General features: G+C 71.5%; 16 protein-coding genes. 4 read left to right on the top strand and 12 right to left on the bottom strand.

The window, feature by feature from the left end; all coding sequences use genetic code 11:
- Position 1: 1 nt before the first annotated feature.
- The 3 genes from ACIRF9_RS43745 to ACIRF9_RS43755 all read right to left on the bottom strand — a co-directional run bounded on the left by ACIRF9_RS43745 (position 2) and on the right by ACIRF9_RS43755 (position 4,098).
- Positions 2–490, bottom strand: coding sequence for a hypothetical protein (locus tag ACIRF9_RS43745; RefSeq protein ID WP_403834561.1), 489 nt, complete (start codon positions 488–490; stop codon positions 2–4).
- Between the two features lie 33 nt (positions 491–523).
- Complete coding sequence (locus ACIRF9_RS43750; protein WP_403834564.1) at positions 524–2,449, bottom strand: AMP-dependent synthetase/ligase; 1,926 nt, start codon at positions 2,447–2,449, stop codon at positions 524–526.
- Between the two features lie 314 nt (positions 2,450–2,763).
- Entirely contained in the window at positions 2,764–4,098 is a 1,335-nt protein-coding gene (locus ACIRF9_RS43755; RefSeq protein ID WP_403834566.1) for an acetyl-CoA C-acetyltransferase, read from the bottom strand.
- A gap of 101 nt (positions 4,099–4,199) precedes the next feature.
- Here ACIRF9_RS43755 and ACIRF9_RS43760 point away from each other — a divergent pair, with 101 nt between their 5' ends.
- From ACIRF9_RS43760 to ACIRF9_RS43770, 3 genes are all read left to right on the top strand, one after another.
- Entirely contained in the window at positions 4,200–5,525 is a 1,326-nt protein-coding gene (locus ACIRF9_RS43760) for a 3-oxoacyl-ACP reductase (RefSeq protein WP_403834611.1), read from the top strand.
- Positions 5,525–6,376, top strand: coding sequence for a MaoC family dehydratase (locus tag ACIRF9_RS43765; RefSeq protein ID WP_403834569.1), 852 nt, complete (start codon positions 5,525–5,527; stop codon positions 6,374–6,376). The genes ACIRF9_RS43760 and ACIRF9_RS43765 overlap by 1 nt, the downstream gene beginning before the upstream one ends.
- 218 nt (positions 6,377–6,594) lie before the next feature.
- On the top strand, positions 6,595–7,914 hold the full coding sequence (locus tag ACIRF9_RS43770; RefSeq protein ID WP_403834571.1) for a DUF6716 putative glycosyltransferase: 1,320 nt from the start codon (positions 6,595–6,597) through the stop codon (positions 7,912–7,914).
- A 355-nt stretch (positions 7,915–8,269) separates the two neighbouring features.
- On the opposite strand, the gene ACIRF9_RS43775 is transcribed toward ACIRF9_RS43770, so the two are convergent.
- The 9 genes from ACIRF9_RS43775 to ACIRF9_RS43815 form a co-directional block, all read right to left on the bottom strand.
- Entirely contained in the window at positions 8,270–8,911 is a 642-nt protein-coding gene (locus ACIRF9_RS43775) for a TetR/AcrR family transcriptional regulator (RefSeq protein ID WP_403834573.1), read from the bottom strand.
- Positions 8,912–8,949: 38 nt separating this feature from the next.
- Positions 8,950–9,270, bottom strand: a complete 321-nt coding sequence (locus ACIRF9_RS43780) for a DUF4229 domain-containing protein (protein WP_403834575.1) — start codon at positions 9,268–9,270, stop codon at positions 8,950–8,952.
- Between the two features lie 84 nt (positions 9,271–9,354).
- Positions 9,355–9,879 (bottom strand): GNAT family N-acetyltransferase, encoded by a 525-nt coding sequence (locus ACIRF9_RS43785; RefSeq protein WP_403834578.1) that lies wholly within the window; start codon positions 9,877–9,879, stop codon positions 9,355–9,357.
- A 16-nt stretch (positions 9,880–9,895) separates the two neighbouring features.
- Positions 9,896–10,549 carry a UdgX family uracil-DNA binding protein gene (locus ACIRF9_RS43790; RefSeq protein WP_403834581.1) on the bottom strand — a complete coding sequence of 218 codons (654 nt, stop codon included), beginning with the start codon at positions 10,547–10,549 and terminating at the stop codon, positions 9,896–9,898.
- 84 nt (positions 10,550–10,633) lie between these two features.
- The gene (gene mqnE, locus ACIRF9_RS43795) at positions 10,634–11,797 is read right to left on the bottom strand and encodes an aminofutalosine synthase MqnE (RefSeq protein WP_403834584.1); all 1,164 of its coding nucleotides are present in this window, start codon (positions 11,795–11,797) and stop codon (positions 10,634–10,636) included.
- Positions 11,798–11,839: 42 nt separating this feature from the next.
- A complete protein-coding gene (locus ACIRF9_RS43800) occupies positions 11,840–12,295 on the bottom strand; it encodes an Lrp/AsnC family transcriptional regulator (protein WP_403834586.1) in 456 nt (151 codons plus the stop codon).
- Positions 12,296–12,363: 68 nt separating this feature from the next.
- Positions 12,364–13,026 carry a UbiX family flavin prenyltransferase gene (locus ACIRF9_RS43805; protein ID WP_403834588.1) on the bottom strand — a complete coding sequence of 221 codons (663 nt, stop codon included), beginning with the start codon at positions 13,024–13,026 and terminating at the stop codon, positions 12,364–12,366.
- 67 nt (positions 13,027–13,093) lie between these two features.
- Complete coding sequence (mqnP, locus tag ACIRF9_RS43810) at positions 13,094–13,996, bottom strand: menaquinone biosynthesis prenyltransferase MqnP (RefSeq protein WP_403834590.1); 903 nt, start codon at positions 13,994–13,996, stop codon at positions 13,094–13,096.
- On the bottom strand, positions 13,993–15,444 hold the full coding sequence (locus tag ACIRF9_RS43815; protein ID WP_403834593.1) for a menaquinone biosynthesis decarboxylase: 1,452 nt from the start codon (positions 15,442–15,444) through the stop codon (positions 13,993–13,995). Before ACIRF9_RS43815 ends, mqnP begins: the two co-directional genes overlap by 4 nt.
- An 88-nt stretch (positions 15,445–15,532) precedes the next feature.
- Between ACIRF9_RS43815 and ACIRF9_RS43820 the strand changes: the two genes are divergently transcribed.
- A complete protein-coding gene (locus ACIRF9_RS43820) occupies positions 15,533–15,919 on the top strand; it encodes a PLD nuclease N-terminal domain-containing protein (RefSeq protein ID WP_403834594.1) in 387 nt (128 codons plus the stop codon).
- Positions 15,920–16,049 lie beyond the last annotated feature (130 nt).

Consider the following 16,049-nt stretch of genomic DNA (forward strand, 5'->3'; position numbering starts at 1 on the left):
GTCACGTCACCCCGAGGGCGAGGGGAGCCTCCCCCAGCGGGTCCTGCGCCGGCAGCACGGGCGCAGCCAGCGCCGCCTCGTACGCCTCCCGGTCGAACTCGAACGGGCCGATGGGCAGCTCGCCCCACTCCTCGCGGTACGGCTGCCGGAAGGCGGACCAGGTGACCGTCGTGGAGGTAACCCCGATACGGGCCTGCAGTGGCCAGCACTGCCAGATGCCGCAGGGGCAGCCGAGGAGGGGAGCCCGGTCGGCCGCGCTGAGGAAGTGGTCCTCCGCGAAGTCGCGGACGCCCAGGCCGTCGTGCTGGCGCCAGAGGAACTCCGCCGACTCCCGCTCCTGGTCCTCGTACTCGTCCTCCAGTTCCGGCCGCCACGGCTCCCGTGTCGCCCAGGCCGCGTGCGCGCGCAGGTCGGTGCCGTCGACGCGGATGCCCCAGAGGGGCTCCTCCGCCGGGTACTGGAAGAACTCGATGCCGTTCACGACCGGCATCCTCCCCACCTGGGGCCCCTCCCCGCGAGCTCATTACTGTCCGTACAGCTCCTCCACCTGGTCCGCGAAGTCGCGCAGGATGGTCTGTCTGCGGAGTTTCATCGAGGGGGTGAGATGGCCCGCCGTCTCGGTGAAGTCCGCCGGCAGGATGGTGAACCGCCGGATGGACTCCGGTCTCGACACGAGCTTGTTGGCCTCGTCGATCGCTCGCTGGAGTACGGCGTTCAGTTCCTCGTCGCCGATGAGGAGTTCGGCGGGGACGGGGTGTTTGCCGTTCATGTTGCGCCAGTGGGTGAGGCCGTCGGGGTCGAGGGTGAGGAGCGCGGAGACGTAGGGGCGGCCGTCGCCGAGGACCATGGCCTGGGAGATCAGGGGGTGGGAGCGCAGCCAGTTCTCCAGGGGAGCGGGGGCGACGCTCTTGCCGCCCGCCGTGATGATCATTTCCTTCTTGCGGCCGGTGATCGTGAGGTAGCCCTCGTCGTCGAGTTCGCCGATGTCGCCGGTCGGCAGCCAGCCGTCGGGGGCGGCGGGGACGACTCCGCCGGCCGCCGGGTCCCAGTAGCCGCGCAGGACGTGGTCGCCGGCGATCAGGATCTCGCCGTCGGCGGCTATGCGGATCTTCGTGCCCGGCAGGGGCCAGCCCACCGTGCCCAGGCGTGGCTTCAGCGGGGGTGTCACCGTGGACGCCCCCGTCGTCTCCGTCAGGCCGTAGCCCTCGTAGATCTCGATGCCCGCGCCGAGGTAGAAGGAGGACAGCCGGCGGCCCAGCGGGGAGCCGCCGCAGATGGCGTGGCGGACGCGGCCGCCCATGGCGCCCCGGATCCGGCGGTAGACGAGCGGGTCGTAGAAGGTGCGGGCGGCACGGAGGGTGGCGCCTGGGCCGGAGCCGGTGCCGGTCTTGTGGGCCTCGACGGCCTCGCCGTAGCGGCGGGCGACGGACACCGCGCGGTCGAAGGTGGAGAGGCGGCCGCCGGCCTCGGCTTTCGCGCGGGCCGTGTTGAAGACCTTCTCCAGCATGTAGGGGATGGCGAGGAGGCACGTCGGCCGGAAGGCCGCGAGGTCGGGCAGGAGGTCATCGGCCTTCAGGCTGGGCGCGTGGCCCAGCCGGACCCGGGCGCGGACGCAGGCGATGGCCACCATCCGGCCGAAGACGTGGGACATGGGGAGGAAGAGGAGGACGGAGAGCTCGTCGCCCTTCGCGTCGTCCTGCGCCTTGAAGACGGGGTAGAGGAGTTCGATCGCGTTGTCGACCTCGGCGAAGAAGTTGCCGTGGGTGAGCGCGCAGCCCTTGGGGCGGCCGGTGGTGCCGGAGGTGTAGATGAGCGTGGCGAGGGTGTCGGGGCCCAACACCCCGCGCCGGACCGCCACTTCGCCGTCGGACACATGCTGCCCCGCCTCCGCGAGCCGCTCCACGTGGCCCTTCTCCATGACCCACATGTGCTGGAGGTCGGGCAGCCGGTCGCGTTCGGGGCCGAGGGCGGCGGCCTGGGCGACCGTCTCGGTGACGAGGGCGACCGCGCCGGAGTCCTGGAGGATCCAGCGGGTCTGGAAGACGGAGGAGGTGGGGTAGATCGGGACGGTGACCAGGCCGGCCGCCCAGGCGGCGAAGTCCAGCAGCGTCCACTCGTACGTCGTGCGGGCCATGATGGCGATCCGGTCGCCCGGCACCAGCCCCTCCGCGATCAGTCCCTTGGCCACGGCGTGCACCTGGGCGGCGAACCGTTCCGCCGTGATGTCCGTCCAGGTGCCGTCCTGTTCCCTGCGGCTGAGGACCACCGCCTGTGGGGCGGCGGAGGCGTTGTCGTAGGGCAGGTCGGCGAGCGAGCCGTGGGTGACCGGCACGGCGAACGCCGGTACGGATGCCTCCCGTACGGCACCGTCCAGCCGCCGCGTCTCGGGTTCCACGAGGGCGGGGGGAGCGTCGTCGAAGTCGGTGGAGGTGGCGTAGGGCGTGGACACGGGCGGCTCCCTGGGCGTGCAGCGATAAAAAACTGCTTGCTGCATGACGTACGTGCCTCGGGTATGGAGGCGTTCACCGGGATGGCCCTGAAGACAGGGGTTACCACCGGTTAGGTAGGGGATCGTACGGCGTTGGCGTGGGGGGCTTGTGCGTGTTCGGGGATGATCCGGGGTCGGGGCTGTGCAACCTCGGGGGTTATGTGAGGACCGTTCAGTTTCCTTGAGCCCGGCCCCGGATGGGCCTCAGGGCTCCGCCCGGACGGCACTCAGGGCTCCCGCCCGGATGGCGCTCAGGGCTCGGCCCCGGGTGGCGCTCAGGGCCGTTCGAGGATCGCCGTCACTCCCTGCCCGCCCGCCGCGCAGATCGAGATCAACCCCCGCCCGGGGACGCCCCGTTCGGCGAGCAGCTTGGCCAGCGTGGCGACGATCCGCGCGCCGGTCGCCGCGAAGGGGTGCCCGGTCGCCAGCGAGGACCCGGCCACGTTCAGCCGCTCCCGGTCCACCGGCGCCAGCCCCTGCTTCTCCCAGGCCGCCAGCGTGGCCAGCACCTGGGAGGCGAAGGCCTCGTGGATCTCCACCAGGTCGAAGTCCTCGATGCCGAGGCCGGTCCGCTCCAGCATGCGCGGGACGGCGTACGCGGGCGCCATGAGCAGACCGTCCTCGCCGCCTGCGACATCGCCGTGGACGAAGTCGACGGCCGCCGTCTCGTACGCGGTCAGGTAGGCCAGCGGTTCCAGGCCCCGTGTCTCGGCCCACTCCTCCGAGGCGAGCAGCACGACCGCCGCGCCGTCGGTGAGGGGGGTCGAATTGCCCGCCGTCATGGTGGGGCTGGGCCCGTCGGCGCCGAACACCGGCTTCAGCGCGGCGAGTTTCTCCACCGTCGAGTCCGGGCGCAGGTTCTGGTCGCGGGCCAGGTCGTGGAAGGGGACGACCAGGTCCGCGAAGAAGCCCCGTTCGTACGCGGCGGCCAGCCGCTGGTGACTGGTCGCCGCCAGCTCGTCCTGGGCCTCGCGCTCGATGCCCCAGGCGCGGGCGGTGACCGCCGCGTGCTCGCCCATGGACAGGCCCGTGCGCGGTTCGGCGTTGCGCGGGACGTCGGGGACCAGCTGGCCGGGCCGGATCTGCGCGAGGGCCTTGAGGCGGGCGCCCGTCGACTTGGCGCGGCGCGCCTCCAGGAGGATGCGGCGCAGCCGGTCGTTGACGCCGAGCGGGGCGTCGCTCGCGGTGTCGGCGCCGCCGGCGATCGCCGACTCGGTCTGGCCGAGGGCGATCTTGTTGGCGGCGGCGACGACCGCCTGCAGGCCGGTGCCGCAGGCCTGCTGGATGTCGTAGGCGGGGGTCCTCGGGTCCAGCTTCGAGCCGAGGACGGTCTCCCGGGTGAGGTTGAAGTCCCGGCTGTGCTTGAGGACGGCGCCGGCGACCACCTCGCCGACGACTCCGGGCACGTCGAGCCCGTAGCGCGTCGCCAGTCCGTTGACCGCCGCCGTCAGCATCTCCTGGTTGGAGGCGGTGGCGTACAGGCCGTCGGCGCGGGCGAAGGGGACCCGGCTGCCGCCGACGATCGCGACGCGACGGGCGCGCGGGGGTTCGAGGGCGGGCTTCCGCGCGCCTCTCAGATAGGTCACCTTCGACGGCTCCGAGGTACTCATCTCGACCTGCTCCTCACCCTTGACCTAGACTTACCCCCGGTAACCTTACTCCGGAGTAAGCAATTCCCGTTGATGCCGCGCCCGTGGGAGACGAGACGAACATGGCCGACCGCTATCTGGGTTTCACCGCCACCGCACCCGGTCGCTTCCTCACCCGACGGCTCGGCCTCCCGCAACCCGCGGTGCTCCGGCGCTGGTCACCCGAACAGCCCTGTCTCACAGGCAACCTGCTTCACCTTACGGCGGGTAAGTCCCTCGCTGTCGATCTTGCGCCGGTCCTCTCCCGCACCGGCCTCCCCCTCGGCGCCGCGGACCCCGCCGCCGTCGTCCTGGACGCGACCGGCGTCCGGGACGTCGACACCCTCGCCGAGGTGCACGCGGCCCTGCATCCGGTCGTGCCGTCGGTCGCGGCGAGCGGCCGGATCGTGGTGCTGGGCTCGCCCCTGGACGCGGACGACCACCACCGGGCGGCCGTGCAGCAGGCCCTGGAGGGGTTCACGCGCTCGCTCGGCAAGGAGATCGGGCGCGGCCGGACCGTGAACCTCGTACGGCTCACCGACGCGAGCGCCGCCGAGTCGACGTTGCGCTTCCTGCTCTCCCCCAAGTCGGCCTACGTCAGCGGGCAGGTGATCGAGGTGGGCGCCGGACAGCAGGACGCGTACGACTTCGAAGACCGCCCCCTCACCGGCCGCACCGCCCCCCTCACCGGCCGCACCGCCCTCGTCACCGGCGCCGCGCGCGGTATCGGCGAGGCGGTCGCCGAGACCCTGGCCAGGGACGGCGCCCATGTCGTCGTACTCGATGTGCCGCAGGCCGAAACGGACGCCCGCCGGGTCGCCGAGCGGCTGGGCGGGCGGGCCCTCGCGCTCGACATCACGGCCGCCGACGCGGGCGAGCGGATCGCCGCCGAACTCCCCGACGGACTCGACGTGTTGATCCACAACGCGGGGATCACCCGGGACCGGCGGCTGGTCAACATGCCCGCCGACCGCTGGAGTTCCGTCCTCGACGTCAACCTCGGGAGCGTGCTGCGCACCACCGACGCGCTGCTCGCCAAGGGCACCCTGCGGCCGGGCGGGCGGATCGTGGCGACCGCCTCCATCGCCGGGCTCGCGGGCAACGCGGGGCAGACGAACTACGGCGCGAGCAAAGCGGGCGTGGCCGGGCTGGTCCGGGCCCTCGCGCCGCGCGCGCTCGACGCGCACGGGGTCACGGTGAACGCGGTCGCGCCCGGCTTCATCGAGACGAAGATGACGGCCGCCGTGCCGCTCTTCATCCGTGAGGCGGGCCGCCGGATGAACTCCCTCGCGCAAGGAGGGCTGCCGGCCGACGTCGCCGAGACGACCGCCTGGCTCGCGCACCCCGCGTCCGGGGCGGTCAACGGGCAGGTCGTACGGGTGTGCGGCCAGAGTCTGCTGGGGGCGTGATGGCCACGACCTCCCTGGGGCTCTCGCTCGCCCGCGGGGCGCTGCGCTCCCCCTTCAAGCACCCCCGCCCCGGCGTCGCCTTCGCCGGCCGCCGGCTCACGCTCGGGGACCTGCGGGTCGACCTCACCCGGCTGGCCGCCTACGAGCGGGTCTGCGGCTTCCCCACCGGCGAGGACTCCCTGCCGGTCACCTATCCGCACGTCCTGGGCTTCCCCCCGGCCATGGACATCATGAGCCGGGGCGACTTCCCGCTCCCGCTGCTCGGCCTGGTCCACACGTCGATCGAGATCACCCGGCACCGGGCGCTCGCGGCGGGCGGGCTGTACGAACTCGCCGTGCGCGTCGACCGGTTGGCCCCGCACCGGCGCGGCACGGAGGCGTTCGTGGTCACCGAACTCAAGGAGGCCGGGGAGGTGGTGTGGGAGTCCACGAGCACCTATCTGGCCCGGCACCGCACGGATGCCTCCCCCGCCTCCCCCGCCTCCTCGGCACCGGGGGAACCGGAGCCGGCACCGCTGCCGGTCCTCGACGAGTGGCGGCTCGGCGCCGACGTGGGCCGCCGCTACGGGGCCGCCTCCGGCGACCGCAACCCCATCCACCTCCACCCGCTCACCGCCCGCCTCTTCGGCTTCCCCCGCGCCATCGCCCACGGCATGTGGACCGTCGCCCGCTGCCTCGCCGCCCACGGCACCCCGCCGGCCGTACGGGTCCGGGCGGAGTTCCGGGCGCCGGTGCTGCTGCCGGGTACGGTGGCGTTCGGCTCGGACGGGATACGGTTCGAGCTGCGCGGGGTCGGGGAGGCCTCGTCCCGGCTCCATGTGAGCGGGCGGGTGGACCGGCTCGCTCCTTGAGGACCGACGACCGGGACGCATGAACTTCCGGCGAACAGTCGGTGACCGGAAATGGCTCCCCGTGGGCAACTCCCCCTCCTCACCGGGCCCTTGTCAGGACACTCATAGGCGACACCCAGCCGTCCCAGCCGACGTTCAGAAACCCCTCATGCCGCCCTCAGACGCCCTTCCTAGCCTCGGCGCACCCCCGCGCACCCCGCCAGGAAGGCCCCTGAGCCATGTCTGTCACCTCTCCCGCTTCCCTCTTCTCACCCGCCTCCAGACGGATCGCCGTGGTCGCGGACTCGGACACCCGGTGGAAATGGGGCGCCTCGGTGGCCCGGGAGCTCGCCCCCTCCCACGCCCTCGACGCCGTCTTCCTGCGCGGCCGCTCCACCCCGACCGAGCGGCAGCTCGCCGAGGTGGGGATCGTGCCGGACACCCGGCGCGTCCTGTCCACCTCCGACCTGGTCGACGACGAGGAGCTGGCCGCCGTCGACGTGGTCGTCCTGGCCGTCTCGGGCGGCACGGTCCTGGCGCTCACCCACGCGCTGGGTCTGGCCTGGGAGGGGCGAGAGCGGCGGCCGGTGACCGTCAGCGGCTACGTCGGGGTCGTCTACGAGAAGATGGTCGACGGTCTGATGACCCGCGCCGGCACCGACGTCGTCCTCGCCAACTCCGCCTACGACGCCGACCGGTTCGCCCGCGCCTTCGACTCCGTCGGCGTGGACCCGGCCTCGGTCGTGGAGTGCGCGCTGCCGTTCCTCGGGGGCGAACCCCATCGGCCGTCCAGGGACCGGCCGTTCACGCTCACCTTCGCCGTGCAGCCGTCCGTGCCCAAGGACCGGGAGGCACGGCTGCATCTGCTCGGGCGGGCCGCCCGGCACGCCCGGCGCCATCCCGAGCGGGAGGTGCTGATCAAGCTGCGCAGCCTGCCCGGCGAGCAGACCACCCACGTCGAGGCCGACCCGTACCAGCTCCTCGTCGAGGAACTGCCGGAGCCGGCCCCCGCCAACCTCAAGCTGGTCTACGGCAACATGGCCGAGGTCCTCGACCGCACCGACCTGCTGGTGACGGTCAGCTCCACGGCGGCCCTGGAGTCCATGCACCGGGGCATCCCGACCGCGATCCTCACCGACCTCGGCGTCCGCGAGGCCCACGGCAACCACTACTTCCTGCACTCCGGCTGCCTCGCCTCCTGGGACGACCTCGACGCCGGTGCCCTGCCGCGGCCCCTGCCTGAGTGGGCGGCCGCACAGGGCATCGGCAAGACCGACCCGTACGCCGCGGCCCGCGCCCGCCTGACCCACCTGCGCACCGCCGGCCCCCTCCCGCCCATGCGGCCGTACTACACCCCGAGCTCGGCGGGCGCCTACCTCGGCCCCCTCCTGGAACGCCACGGCCTCGACGAGAAGGGCCGCCCACTCGCCACACCGACCACCGCTTCCGGCCGCACGGGCCGAGCCGTCCGCCGAGTCGCGGCCCACGGCGCCCGCAAGCTCTACCGAATGGGCTACCAACGAGTGGCCCCGGCACTACGGCGGTGGGGGGCGGCCTGAGCCGACGGACGGGCGGGGCGGTCCGGGTCCTCAAGCGGGCGGGCGGCCTGAGCAGCCCGGGTATCCAGGCTGGCGAGGCGGCCCGAGCCCCCAGGCCGGCGAGGCGGCCTGAGCACCCTGAATCCCCTAGCGGACGGGGCGCCTGGGCGGCCCAAGCCAACAGGCAGGCGAGGCGGCCCGGGCCTCCAGGCAGGCAAGGCGGTCGAGCGCCCTCAACCCCCGGACGGACGGGGCGCCCGGGCGGTCCGAGTACTCAGACAGGCAGGGCGGCCCGGGCGGCCTGCGCCGTGAGGCAGGTGGGGCGGCCCGGGCGGCCTGCGCTGTCAGGCGGGCGGCTTCCGCGCGGGGCGGGGCCTCAGGCCGGTGGGGTCCAGTTGTGGCCCTCCATCAGGTTGCCCAGGCCCGCCCAGGCGAAGTTCATCAGGGTTGCCGCCGACTGGCGGGCTGTGATGCCTTCGGTGGCGTTGGCCCAGGCGGCGAGGGACTCGGCGGCGCCTACGAGAGCCTCGGCGAGGCCGGCGACCTCGCGTTCGGGGAGGTCGGGATCGCGGTGGGCCTCTCTGGCGGCGACGGCGATCAGATGGGTGACGAACGCGACGATCTCCTCGCGCATCGCGGCCGCCTCCGCGGCGAACGTCTCGCCGTGGGTACGGGCCTGGAGATGCACCACGGACCACGCGTGCGGGTGGGCCGCGGTGTGCGCGAAGAACGCCAGCAGGCCGTCCCAGAGCTGACGGTCGGCCGGCAGGTCGGTACGGACACCGGAGCGCACCGCGTCCACCAGCGCCCGCGCCTCCCGGCGGATGCAGGCGGTGAAGAGGTCTTCCTTGGAGTTCAGGTACAGGTACACCAACGGCTTCGACACGCCCGCCAGTTCGGCGATCTCGTCCATGGACGCGGCCATGTACCCCCGCTGCCCGAAGATCTCCACGGCGGCGTCCAGCATCTGCTGCTCACGGACCGCACGCGGCATCCGCTTGGTCTTCACGGCACCCATGGGGCAAGCCTAGTTGGACCAGGCCTGAGTGAACTCCGTCAGGTGGCCTGACTCTGCGCCTGGGCGGCCTCGCCCTGGGCGTGGGCGGAGTCGACCGCCTCGTCCTCCTGGGAGCGGTTGGCCTCCAGGTTGGCCTTCATCCGGTCCACCCGCTGCACGACGCTCACCGAGGCGCGGTCGCGCTCCTTGCGCAGGACGACGAAGCTGATCGGCGCGGAGACCACCAGCGCGAGCAGGATGATCCACATGCCGTTGGAGTCGCCCAGGCCGCGCGGCAGCACGCCCGAGTAGACCAGGCCCCAGACGACCACGAGGCAGCCGGCGAAGACGCCGAGGCGCATCAGTGTGTAGCGGAGCATGTCAATCCACTCTTCCGTTTCCAAAAGGGGCCGTCGTCCAGTGAAGCACGCCGGGATGCCGATCTTGCAGCCGCCCCCGCGGCCTCACGTCAGCGACAGCAGCATCGTGATGTCGTCGCGGTCGTCGCCGGGCGCGACCCGGATGGCGGCGGGCACCCTGCCGACCTCCTTGTAGCCGCAGGAGGCGTAGAAGCGCTCCAGGCCGAGTCCGCCCCGGCAGCCGAGCCGTACGGCGTCTATGCCGTCGAATCCCCGGGCCGCGTCGGCGGCCGCCGCCAGCAGGTCACGGCCGTACCCCTTGCCCTGGTGCCGCGGGTGGACCATCACCGTGTACAGCCACACCCAGTGCTTCTGCAGCCGGTGTGTGTTGAAGGAGAAGAAGGCGGACGCGGCCACCTCCCCCGCCCCGTCCTGTCCGACGAGCAGCCGATGCCGCCCCTCGGCCATCGCCGCGAGGTGCGTGACCAGGTCGGGCCGGACCTCGTCACGCGTCACGGGCGGCACGAAGCCGACGGCTCCCCCGGCGTTGGAGACATCGGTCCAGAGGTCGAGAACGCCGTCACGGAGGGCGGGGGTGACAGCCGGATCGAGAGTGAAAGTAAGGGCCACTCCAGCATCGTACGACTTACGAAAGTACTCGTGCCGCCACTTTCAGATCCTCGACCAGCCCCCGGTAGGCGGCCTCGCGGTCGTCGGCGCGCAGGACGGACGACGGGTGGACGGTCGGCACGAGCCGCTCCCGACGCCCGTGGATCTCCTCCTCCAGAACCGTCCCGCGCACCTCGGTCACCCGGAACGACGACCCCAGCAGCGCCTTGCCCGCGGTCGCCCCCAGCACCACGATCAGCTCGGGCTCGACGACCGCCAGCTCGGCGGCGAGCCACGGCCCGCAGGCGGCCGTCTCCCTCAGGCTGGGCGCCTTGTGGATCCGCCGCTTACGGGGCTCGGACTGGGTGAACTTGAAGTGCTTGACGGCGTTGGTGACGTACGCGTCGCCGGGGTCGATCCCGGCCTCCGCGAGTGCCCGGTCGAGCAGCTTCCCCGCGGGGCCGACGAAGGGTTTCCCCTGCCGGTCCTCCTGATCACCGGGCTGCTCACCGACGAGCATGACCCGGGCGTGTGCGTTGCCCGCACCGAACACGGTCTGCGTGGCGTCCCGGTGCAGGGGGCAACCCCGGCAGCTCGCCGCTGCCTCGCGCAACCCGGTGAGGGTCCGCCGCTCAGGCAGGAAGGGCTCGGCGGTGTACTGATCCTCAGGTGCGCTCGTGCGGGAACTCACGGCCACCGAGTAACCCCGGGCGAGTAACCCAACCCAGGGGCGCGGGGAACTGCGCGACCAGCCCCCCACGACCCGCAGCCAAGATCAAACCCGCATCGGCTGCGGCGACTCCCTCCGCGCCGCGTCCGGACCGTCGTACTCCCGGATGATCTCGTACCGGGTGTTCCGCTCCACCGGCCGGAAGCCCGCGTCCCTGATCAGGTCCAGCAGATCCTCACGCGTCAGCTTGTTCGGCGTGCCGTAGTTGTCCGCGTCGTGAGTGATCTTGTACTCGACGACCGAGCCGTCCATGTCGTCGGCGCCGTGCTGGAGGGCCAGTTGGGCGGTCTGGACGCCGTGCATGACCCAGAAGACCTTGACGTGCGGGACGTTGTCGAACAGCAGCCTCGACACCGCGAAGGTCTTCAGCGCCTCCGCACCGGTCGCCATCTGCGTCCGCGCCTGGAGCCGGTTGCGTACCTTCCCGTCCTTCATGTCCACGAAGTCGTGCTGGTAGCGCAGCGGGATGAAGACCTGGAAGCCACCGGTCTCGTCCTGGAGCTCGCGCAGGCGCAGGACGTGGTCCACCCGGTGCCGCGGCTCCTCGATGTGGCCGTAGAGCATCGTGCACGGGGTCTTGAGCCCCTTCTCGTGCGCGAGGCGGTGGATGCGGGACCAGTCCTCCCAGTGGGTGCGGTGGTCCACGATGTGCTGGCGGACCTCCCAGTCGAAGATCTCGGCGCCACCGCCGGTCAGCGACTCCAGGCCGGCGTCGATGAGCTCGTCGAGGATCTCCGACGCCGACAGACCGCTGATCGTCTCGAAGTGGTGGATCTCCGTCGCCGTGAACGCCTTCAGGGAGACGTTCGGCAGGGCGGCCTTCAGCTCGCGCAGCGAACGCGGGTAGTACCGCCAGGGGAGGTTCGGGTGCAGGCCGTTGACGATGTGGAGTTCCGTGAGGTTCTCGCTCTCCATCGCCTTGGCGAGCTTGACGGCCTCCTCGATGCGCATCGTGTACGCGTCCTTCTCCCCCGGCTTGCGCTGGAAGGAGCAGTACGCGCAGGAGGCCGTGCACACGTTGGTCATGTTGAGGTGGCGGTTGACGTTGAAGTGGACGACGTCGCCGTTCTTCCGCGTCCGCACCTCGTGCGCGAGCCCGCCCAGCCAGGCCAGGTCGTCCGACTCGTACAGCGCGATGCCGTCCTCACGGGTCAGCCGCTCACCGGCCCTGACCTTCTGCTCCAGCTCGCGCTTGAGCCCGACGTCCATGGGGTTCAACCTTTCTACGACAACGACTGACCAACCGTACGCTCAGACTTCGTCGGGAAGGTCCCCGACCCGGTTCTCCCACTTGGTGGAGAGCACGATGGTGGTACGGGTCCGGGAGACGCCCTTGGTCCCGCTGAGCCGCCGGATGATCTTCTCCAGCCCGTCCACGTCGTTCGCCCGCACCTTGAGCATGAACGAGTCGTCGCCGGCGATGAACCAGCAGTCCTCGATCTCGCTGAAGTCCTTCAGCCGGTTCGCCACCTCCTCGTGGTCGGCGGCGTCGGAGAGGGAGATGCCGATGAGGGCGGTGACGCCGAGGCCCAGCGAGGCGGCGTTCACCGTGGCGCGGTAGCCGGTGATGACTCCGGCCGCCTCCAGCCGGTTGATGCGGTCGGTGACGCTGGGTCCCGACAGGCCGACGAGGCGCCCCAGCTCCGCGTAGGAGGCCCGGCCGTTCTCCCGCAGGGCCTGGATGAGCTGCCTGTCCACCGCGTCCATGCGAATCGAAGCCTTCCGATCAAAGTTCTTGAAGAGATGAGAGGTACTGCGACGTACTCAGATGGCGCTCACGTGGCCCGGGTTCCGTTCGTGCCGCCCAGCTCGCCCTCCCACCGGCGGTACAGCCCGTGCGCGACCCCCGCCGCGTCGAGCACCCGTCCGGCGACGAAGTCGACCAGGTCCTGGATGTGGGTGGCGCCCGCGTAGAAGGCGGGCGAGGCGGGCACGACGCTCGCGCCGGCGTCGTCGAGCGCGACGAGGTGCCGGAGGGTCTGGCCGTTCAGCGGTGTCTCCCGTACGGCGACCACGAGCCTGCGCCGCTCCTTGAGCGTCACGCTCGCGGTCCGCTGGAGCAGGTCCTTCGACAGCCCGAGGGCGACACCGGCGACGCAGGCGGTCGAGGCCGGGACGATCAGCATGCCCTTGGCGGGATACGACCCGGAGGACGGCCCCGCCGCCAGATCCCCGGCGGCCCAGTACCGCACCCGGTCGCCGTCGAGGTCCACGTCGAAGGTGCCCGGCTTGCCGTCGGCCCCCCGTGCGAGCCATTCCCGCAGGTCGTCCCGCCAGTGCGCGTCCCGGAAGGAGATCCCGGTCTCGTCGAGCAGCGTGAGCCGCGAGGCCCGGCTGACCACCAGGTCGACGCTCTCGCCCCCGGCGAGCAGCGCCCGCAGCACAGCGGCGGCATACGGCGTACCGGACGCCCCGGACACCCCCACGATCCAAGGCACGCGCTGCGTTTCTCCTGCGTTCACACCTTGAGCGTACCGGCGAACGTGGGGGTACTCAGGACCGGCACTACACCGTGAGGCCGCGCACCAGCAGGTCGACGAGGGCGCAGACGAACAGGCTGATGCCGATGAAACCGTTCGTCGAGAAGAACGCCCTGTTCAGCCGGGACAGATCATGAGGTCGCACGATCGAGTGCTCGTAGACGAACGCGCCCGCGACGATCAGCAGCCCGAGCCAGAAGAAGGCGCCGGCGCCGGTGGCCGCCGCGTACCAGACGAACAGGGCCGTCGTGACGGCGTGGCAGACCCGCGCCGCCCAGATCGCCGCCGGGATGCCGAAGCGGGCCGGGACCGACATGACGCCGATCTCGCGGTCGGTCTCGACGTCCTGGCAGGCGTAGATGAGGTCGAAGCCGCCGATCCAGATGCCGACGGCGAGACCGAGGATGACCGCCTCCCAGGACCACTCGCCGGTGATCGCCAGCCAGCCGCCGACCGGACCCATGGCCTGGGCCAGGCCCAGGATGGCCTGGGGGAAGTTCGTGAAGCGTTTGCCGTAGGGGTAGACGACCATGGGGATGACCGCCACCGGCGCCAGGGCCAGGCACAGCGGGTTGAGCATCGCCGCCGAGCCCAGGAAGATCGCGACCGCGATCAGGGCGCCCGTCCACGCGTGCTTCACCGACATCGCGCCGGTGACCAGCTCGCGGTGGGCGGTGCGCGGGTTCCTCGCGTCGATCTCCCGGTCGATGATCCGGTTGACCGCCATGGCGAAGGTGCGCAGGCCGACCATGCAGATGGTGACCAGGAGCAGCCGCCCCCAGTGGATGTTCCTGTCCTGCTGGAACATCGCCGTCAGGGCGGCGATATAGGCGAAGGGCAGCGCGAAGACCGAGTGCTCGATCATCACCAGCCGCAGGAAGGCCTTGGTGCGTCCCGGCTGCGGGAGGGCTGCGGAGGCGGAGCTCACAGGCCGTACTCCTTCCAGCGGCGGTCGACCTTCGCCGCCGTGTCGGGGTCGGGGAGCACCATGTCGGGCCAGCCGCCGTCCCGCGTGTACCCCTCCTCCGGCCACTTCTTCGTCGCGTCGATGCCCGCCTTGCCGCCCCAGAACTGCTGGTAGGAGGAGTGGTCGAGGTGGTCGACGGGGCCTTCGACGACCGTGAGGTCACGGGCGTAGTCCGTGTTGCCGAGGGCCCGCCAGGCGACCTCGTGCAGGTCGTGGACGTCGCAGTCGGAGTCGACGACCACGATCAGCTTGGTCAGGGACATCATGTGGGCGCCCCAGATCGCGTGCATGACCTTCTGCGCGTGCTTGGGGTACTTCTTGTCGATCGAGACGATGGCGCAGTTGTGGAAGCCGCCCGCCTCGGGGAGGTGGTAGTCCACGATGTCCGGGACGATGATCTTCAGCAGGGGAAGGAAGAAACGCTCCGTCGCCCGGCCCAGCGGACCGTCCTCCGTCGGCGGACGGCCGACGACGATCGACTGGAGCAGCGGGCGCCTGCGCATCGTCACGCAGTCGATCGTCAGCGCCGGGAAGGGCTCCTGCGGGGTGTAGAAGCCGGTGTGGTCGCCGAAGGGGCCCTCCGGCAGCATCTCGCCGGGCTCCAGCCACCCCTCCAGGACGACCTCGGCCTGCGCGGGCACCTGCAGCGGGACCGTCTTGCAGTCGACCATCTCGATCCGCTTGCCCGCGAGGAACCCGGCGAACAGGTACTCGTCGATGTCACCGGGGAGCGGGGCGGTGGAGGCGTACGTCACGGCCGGCGGGCAGCCGAAGGCGATGGCGACCGGCAGCCGCTCGCCCCTCCTCGCCGCCACCTGGTAGTGGTTGCGGCTGTCCTTGTGGATCTGCCAGTGCATGCCGATCGTGCGCTTGTCGTGGCGCTGGAGGCGGTACAGCCCGAGGTTGCGGATCCCGGACTCCGGGTCCTTGGTGTGGGTCAGGCCGAGGTTGAAGAAGGAGCCGCCGTCCTGCGGCCAGGTGAAGAGGGCGGGCAGCTGCTCGAGGTCCACCTCGTCGCCGTGCAGGACGACTTCCTGCACCGGCGCGTCCTTCACCTTCCTCGGCGGTACGTGCGCCATCGCGCCGAGCTTGCCGAACGCCTCGCGCACGCCCACGAACCCGTGCGGCAGTTCGGGCCGCAGCAGGCCGCCGATCTTCTCGCTGATCTCGCCGTACGACTTCAGGCCGAGCGCCTTCAGCAGCCGCCGGTCGGTGCCGAACACGTTCATCGCGAGGGGCATGCTCGACCCCTTCACGTTCTCGAAGAGGAGAGCGGGGCCGCCGGACTTCTGGACCCGGTCGACGATCTCCCCGACCTCCAGATACGGATCGACCTCTGCCTTCACGCGCTTGAGGTCGCCTTCGCGCTCCAGTGCCCTGAGCAGGGAACGAAGATCGTCGTAAGCCATGTGTCCAAGTATCGGCCACCGGCTACCCTGACCCCGTCACCGGGGCGGCCTCACGCCCTGTCGCCGTCTTCTGGGAGAACCCGCCACCATGCTCAGGTATCTGCCGTTCCTGCTGGTCCTGGCGCTGTGGATCTACGCGTTCATCGACTGCCTGAACACCCCGGAGGAAGAGGTGCGGGGGCTGCCGAAGGTGGTGTGGGTGCTCATCATCCTGCTCTTCGGCGAGGTGTTGGTCGGTCCGGTCGCCTGGCTGGTGGCGGGCAAGGTGCGGCACGCCCCGGCGGGCGGCGCCGCCGCCGGCGCCCCTGGCGGGACATGGGTCGCGCCCGACGACAACCCCGAGTTCCTCAAGTCCCTCAAGGACGAGAAGGCCAAGGACGACGAGCAGCTCCTCAAGGACTGGGAGGCCGATCTGCGCCGCCGCGAGGAGGAGCTCAAGCGCCGCGAGACCGGCGAGGAGCCCAAGGAGGGCTGAGCCGCCCCACCGTCTCACAGCCGGAGAAGGGGGGGGGGGCGGCCGCCGGTCCCCGGCCGGCCACCCCGGGGGTGGGCCGGGGCCCCCCCCCGTGATTGAGTGGGAGCCCCACAACCCGAAAATAGATAGC

Origin of the sequence: Streptomyces sp. NPDC096132, assembly GCF_044763345.1 — a bacterium.
Lineage (GTDB): Bacteria > Actinomycetota > Actinomycetes > Streptomycetales > Streptomycetaceae > Streptomyces.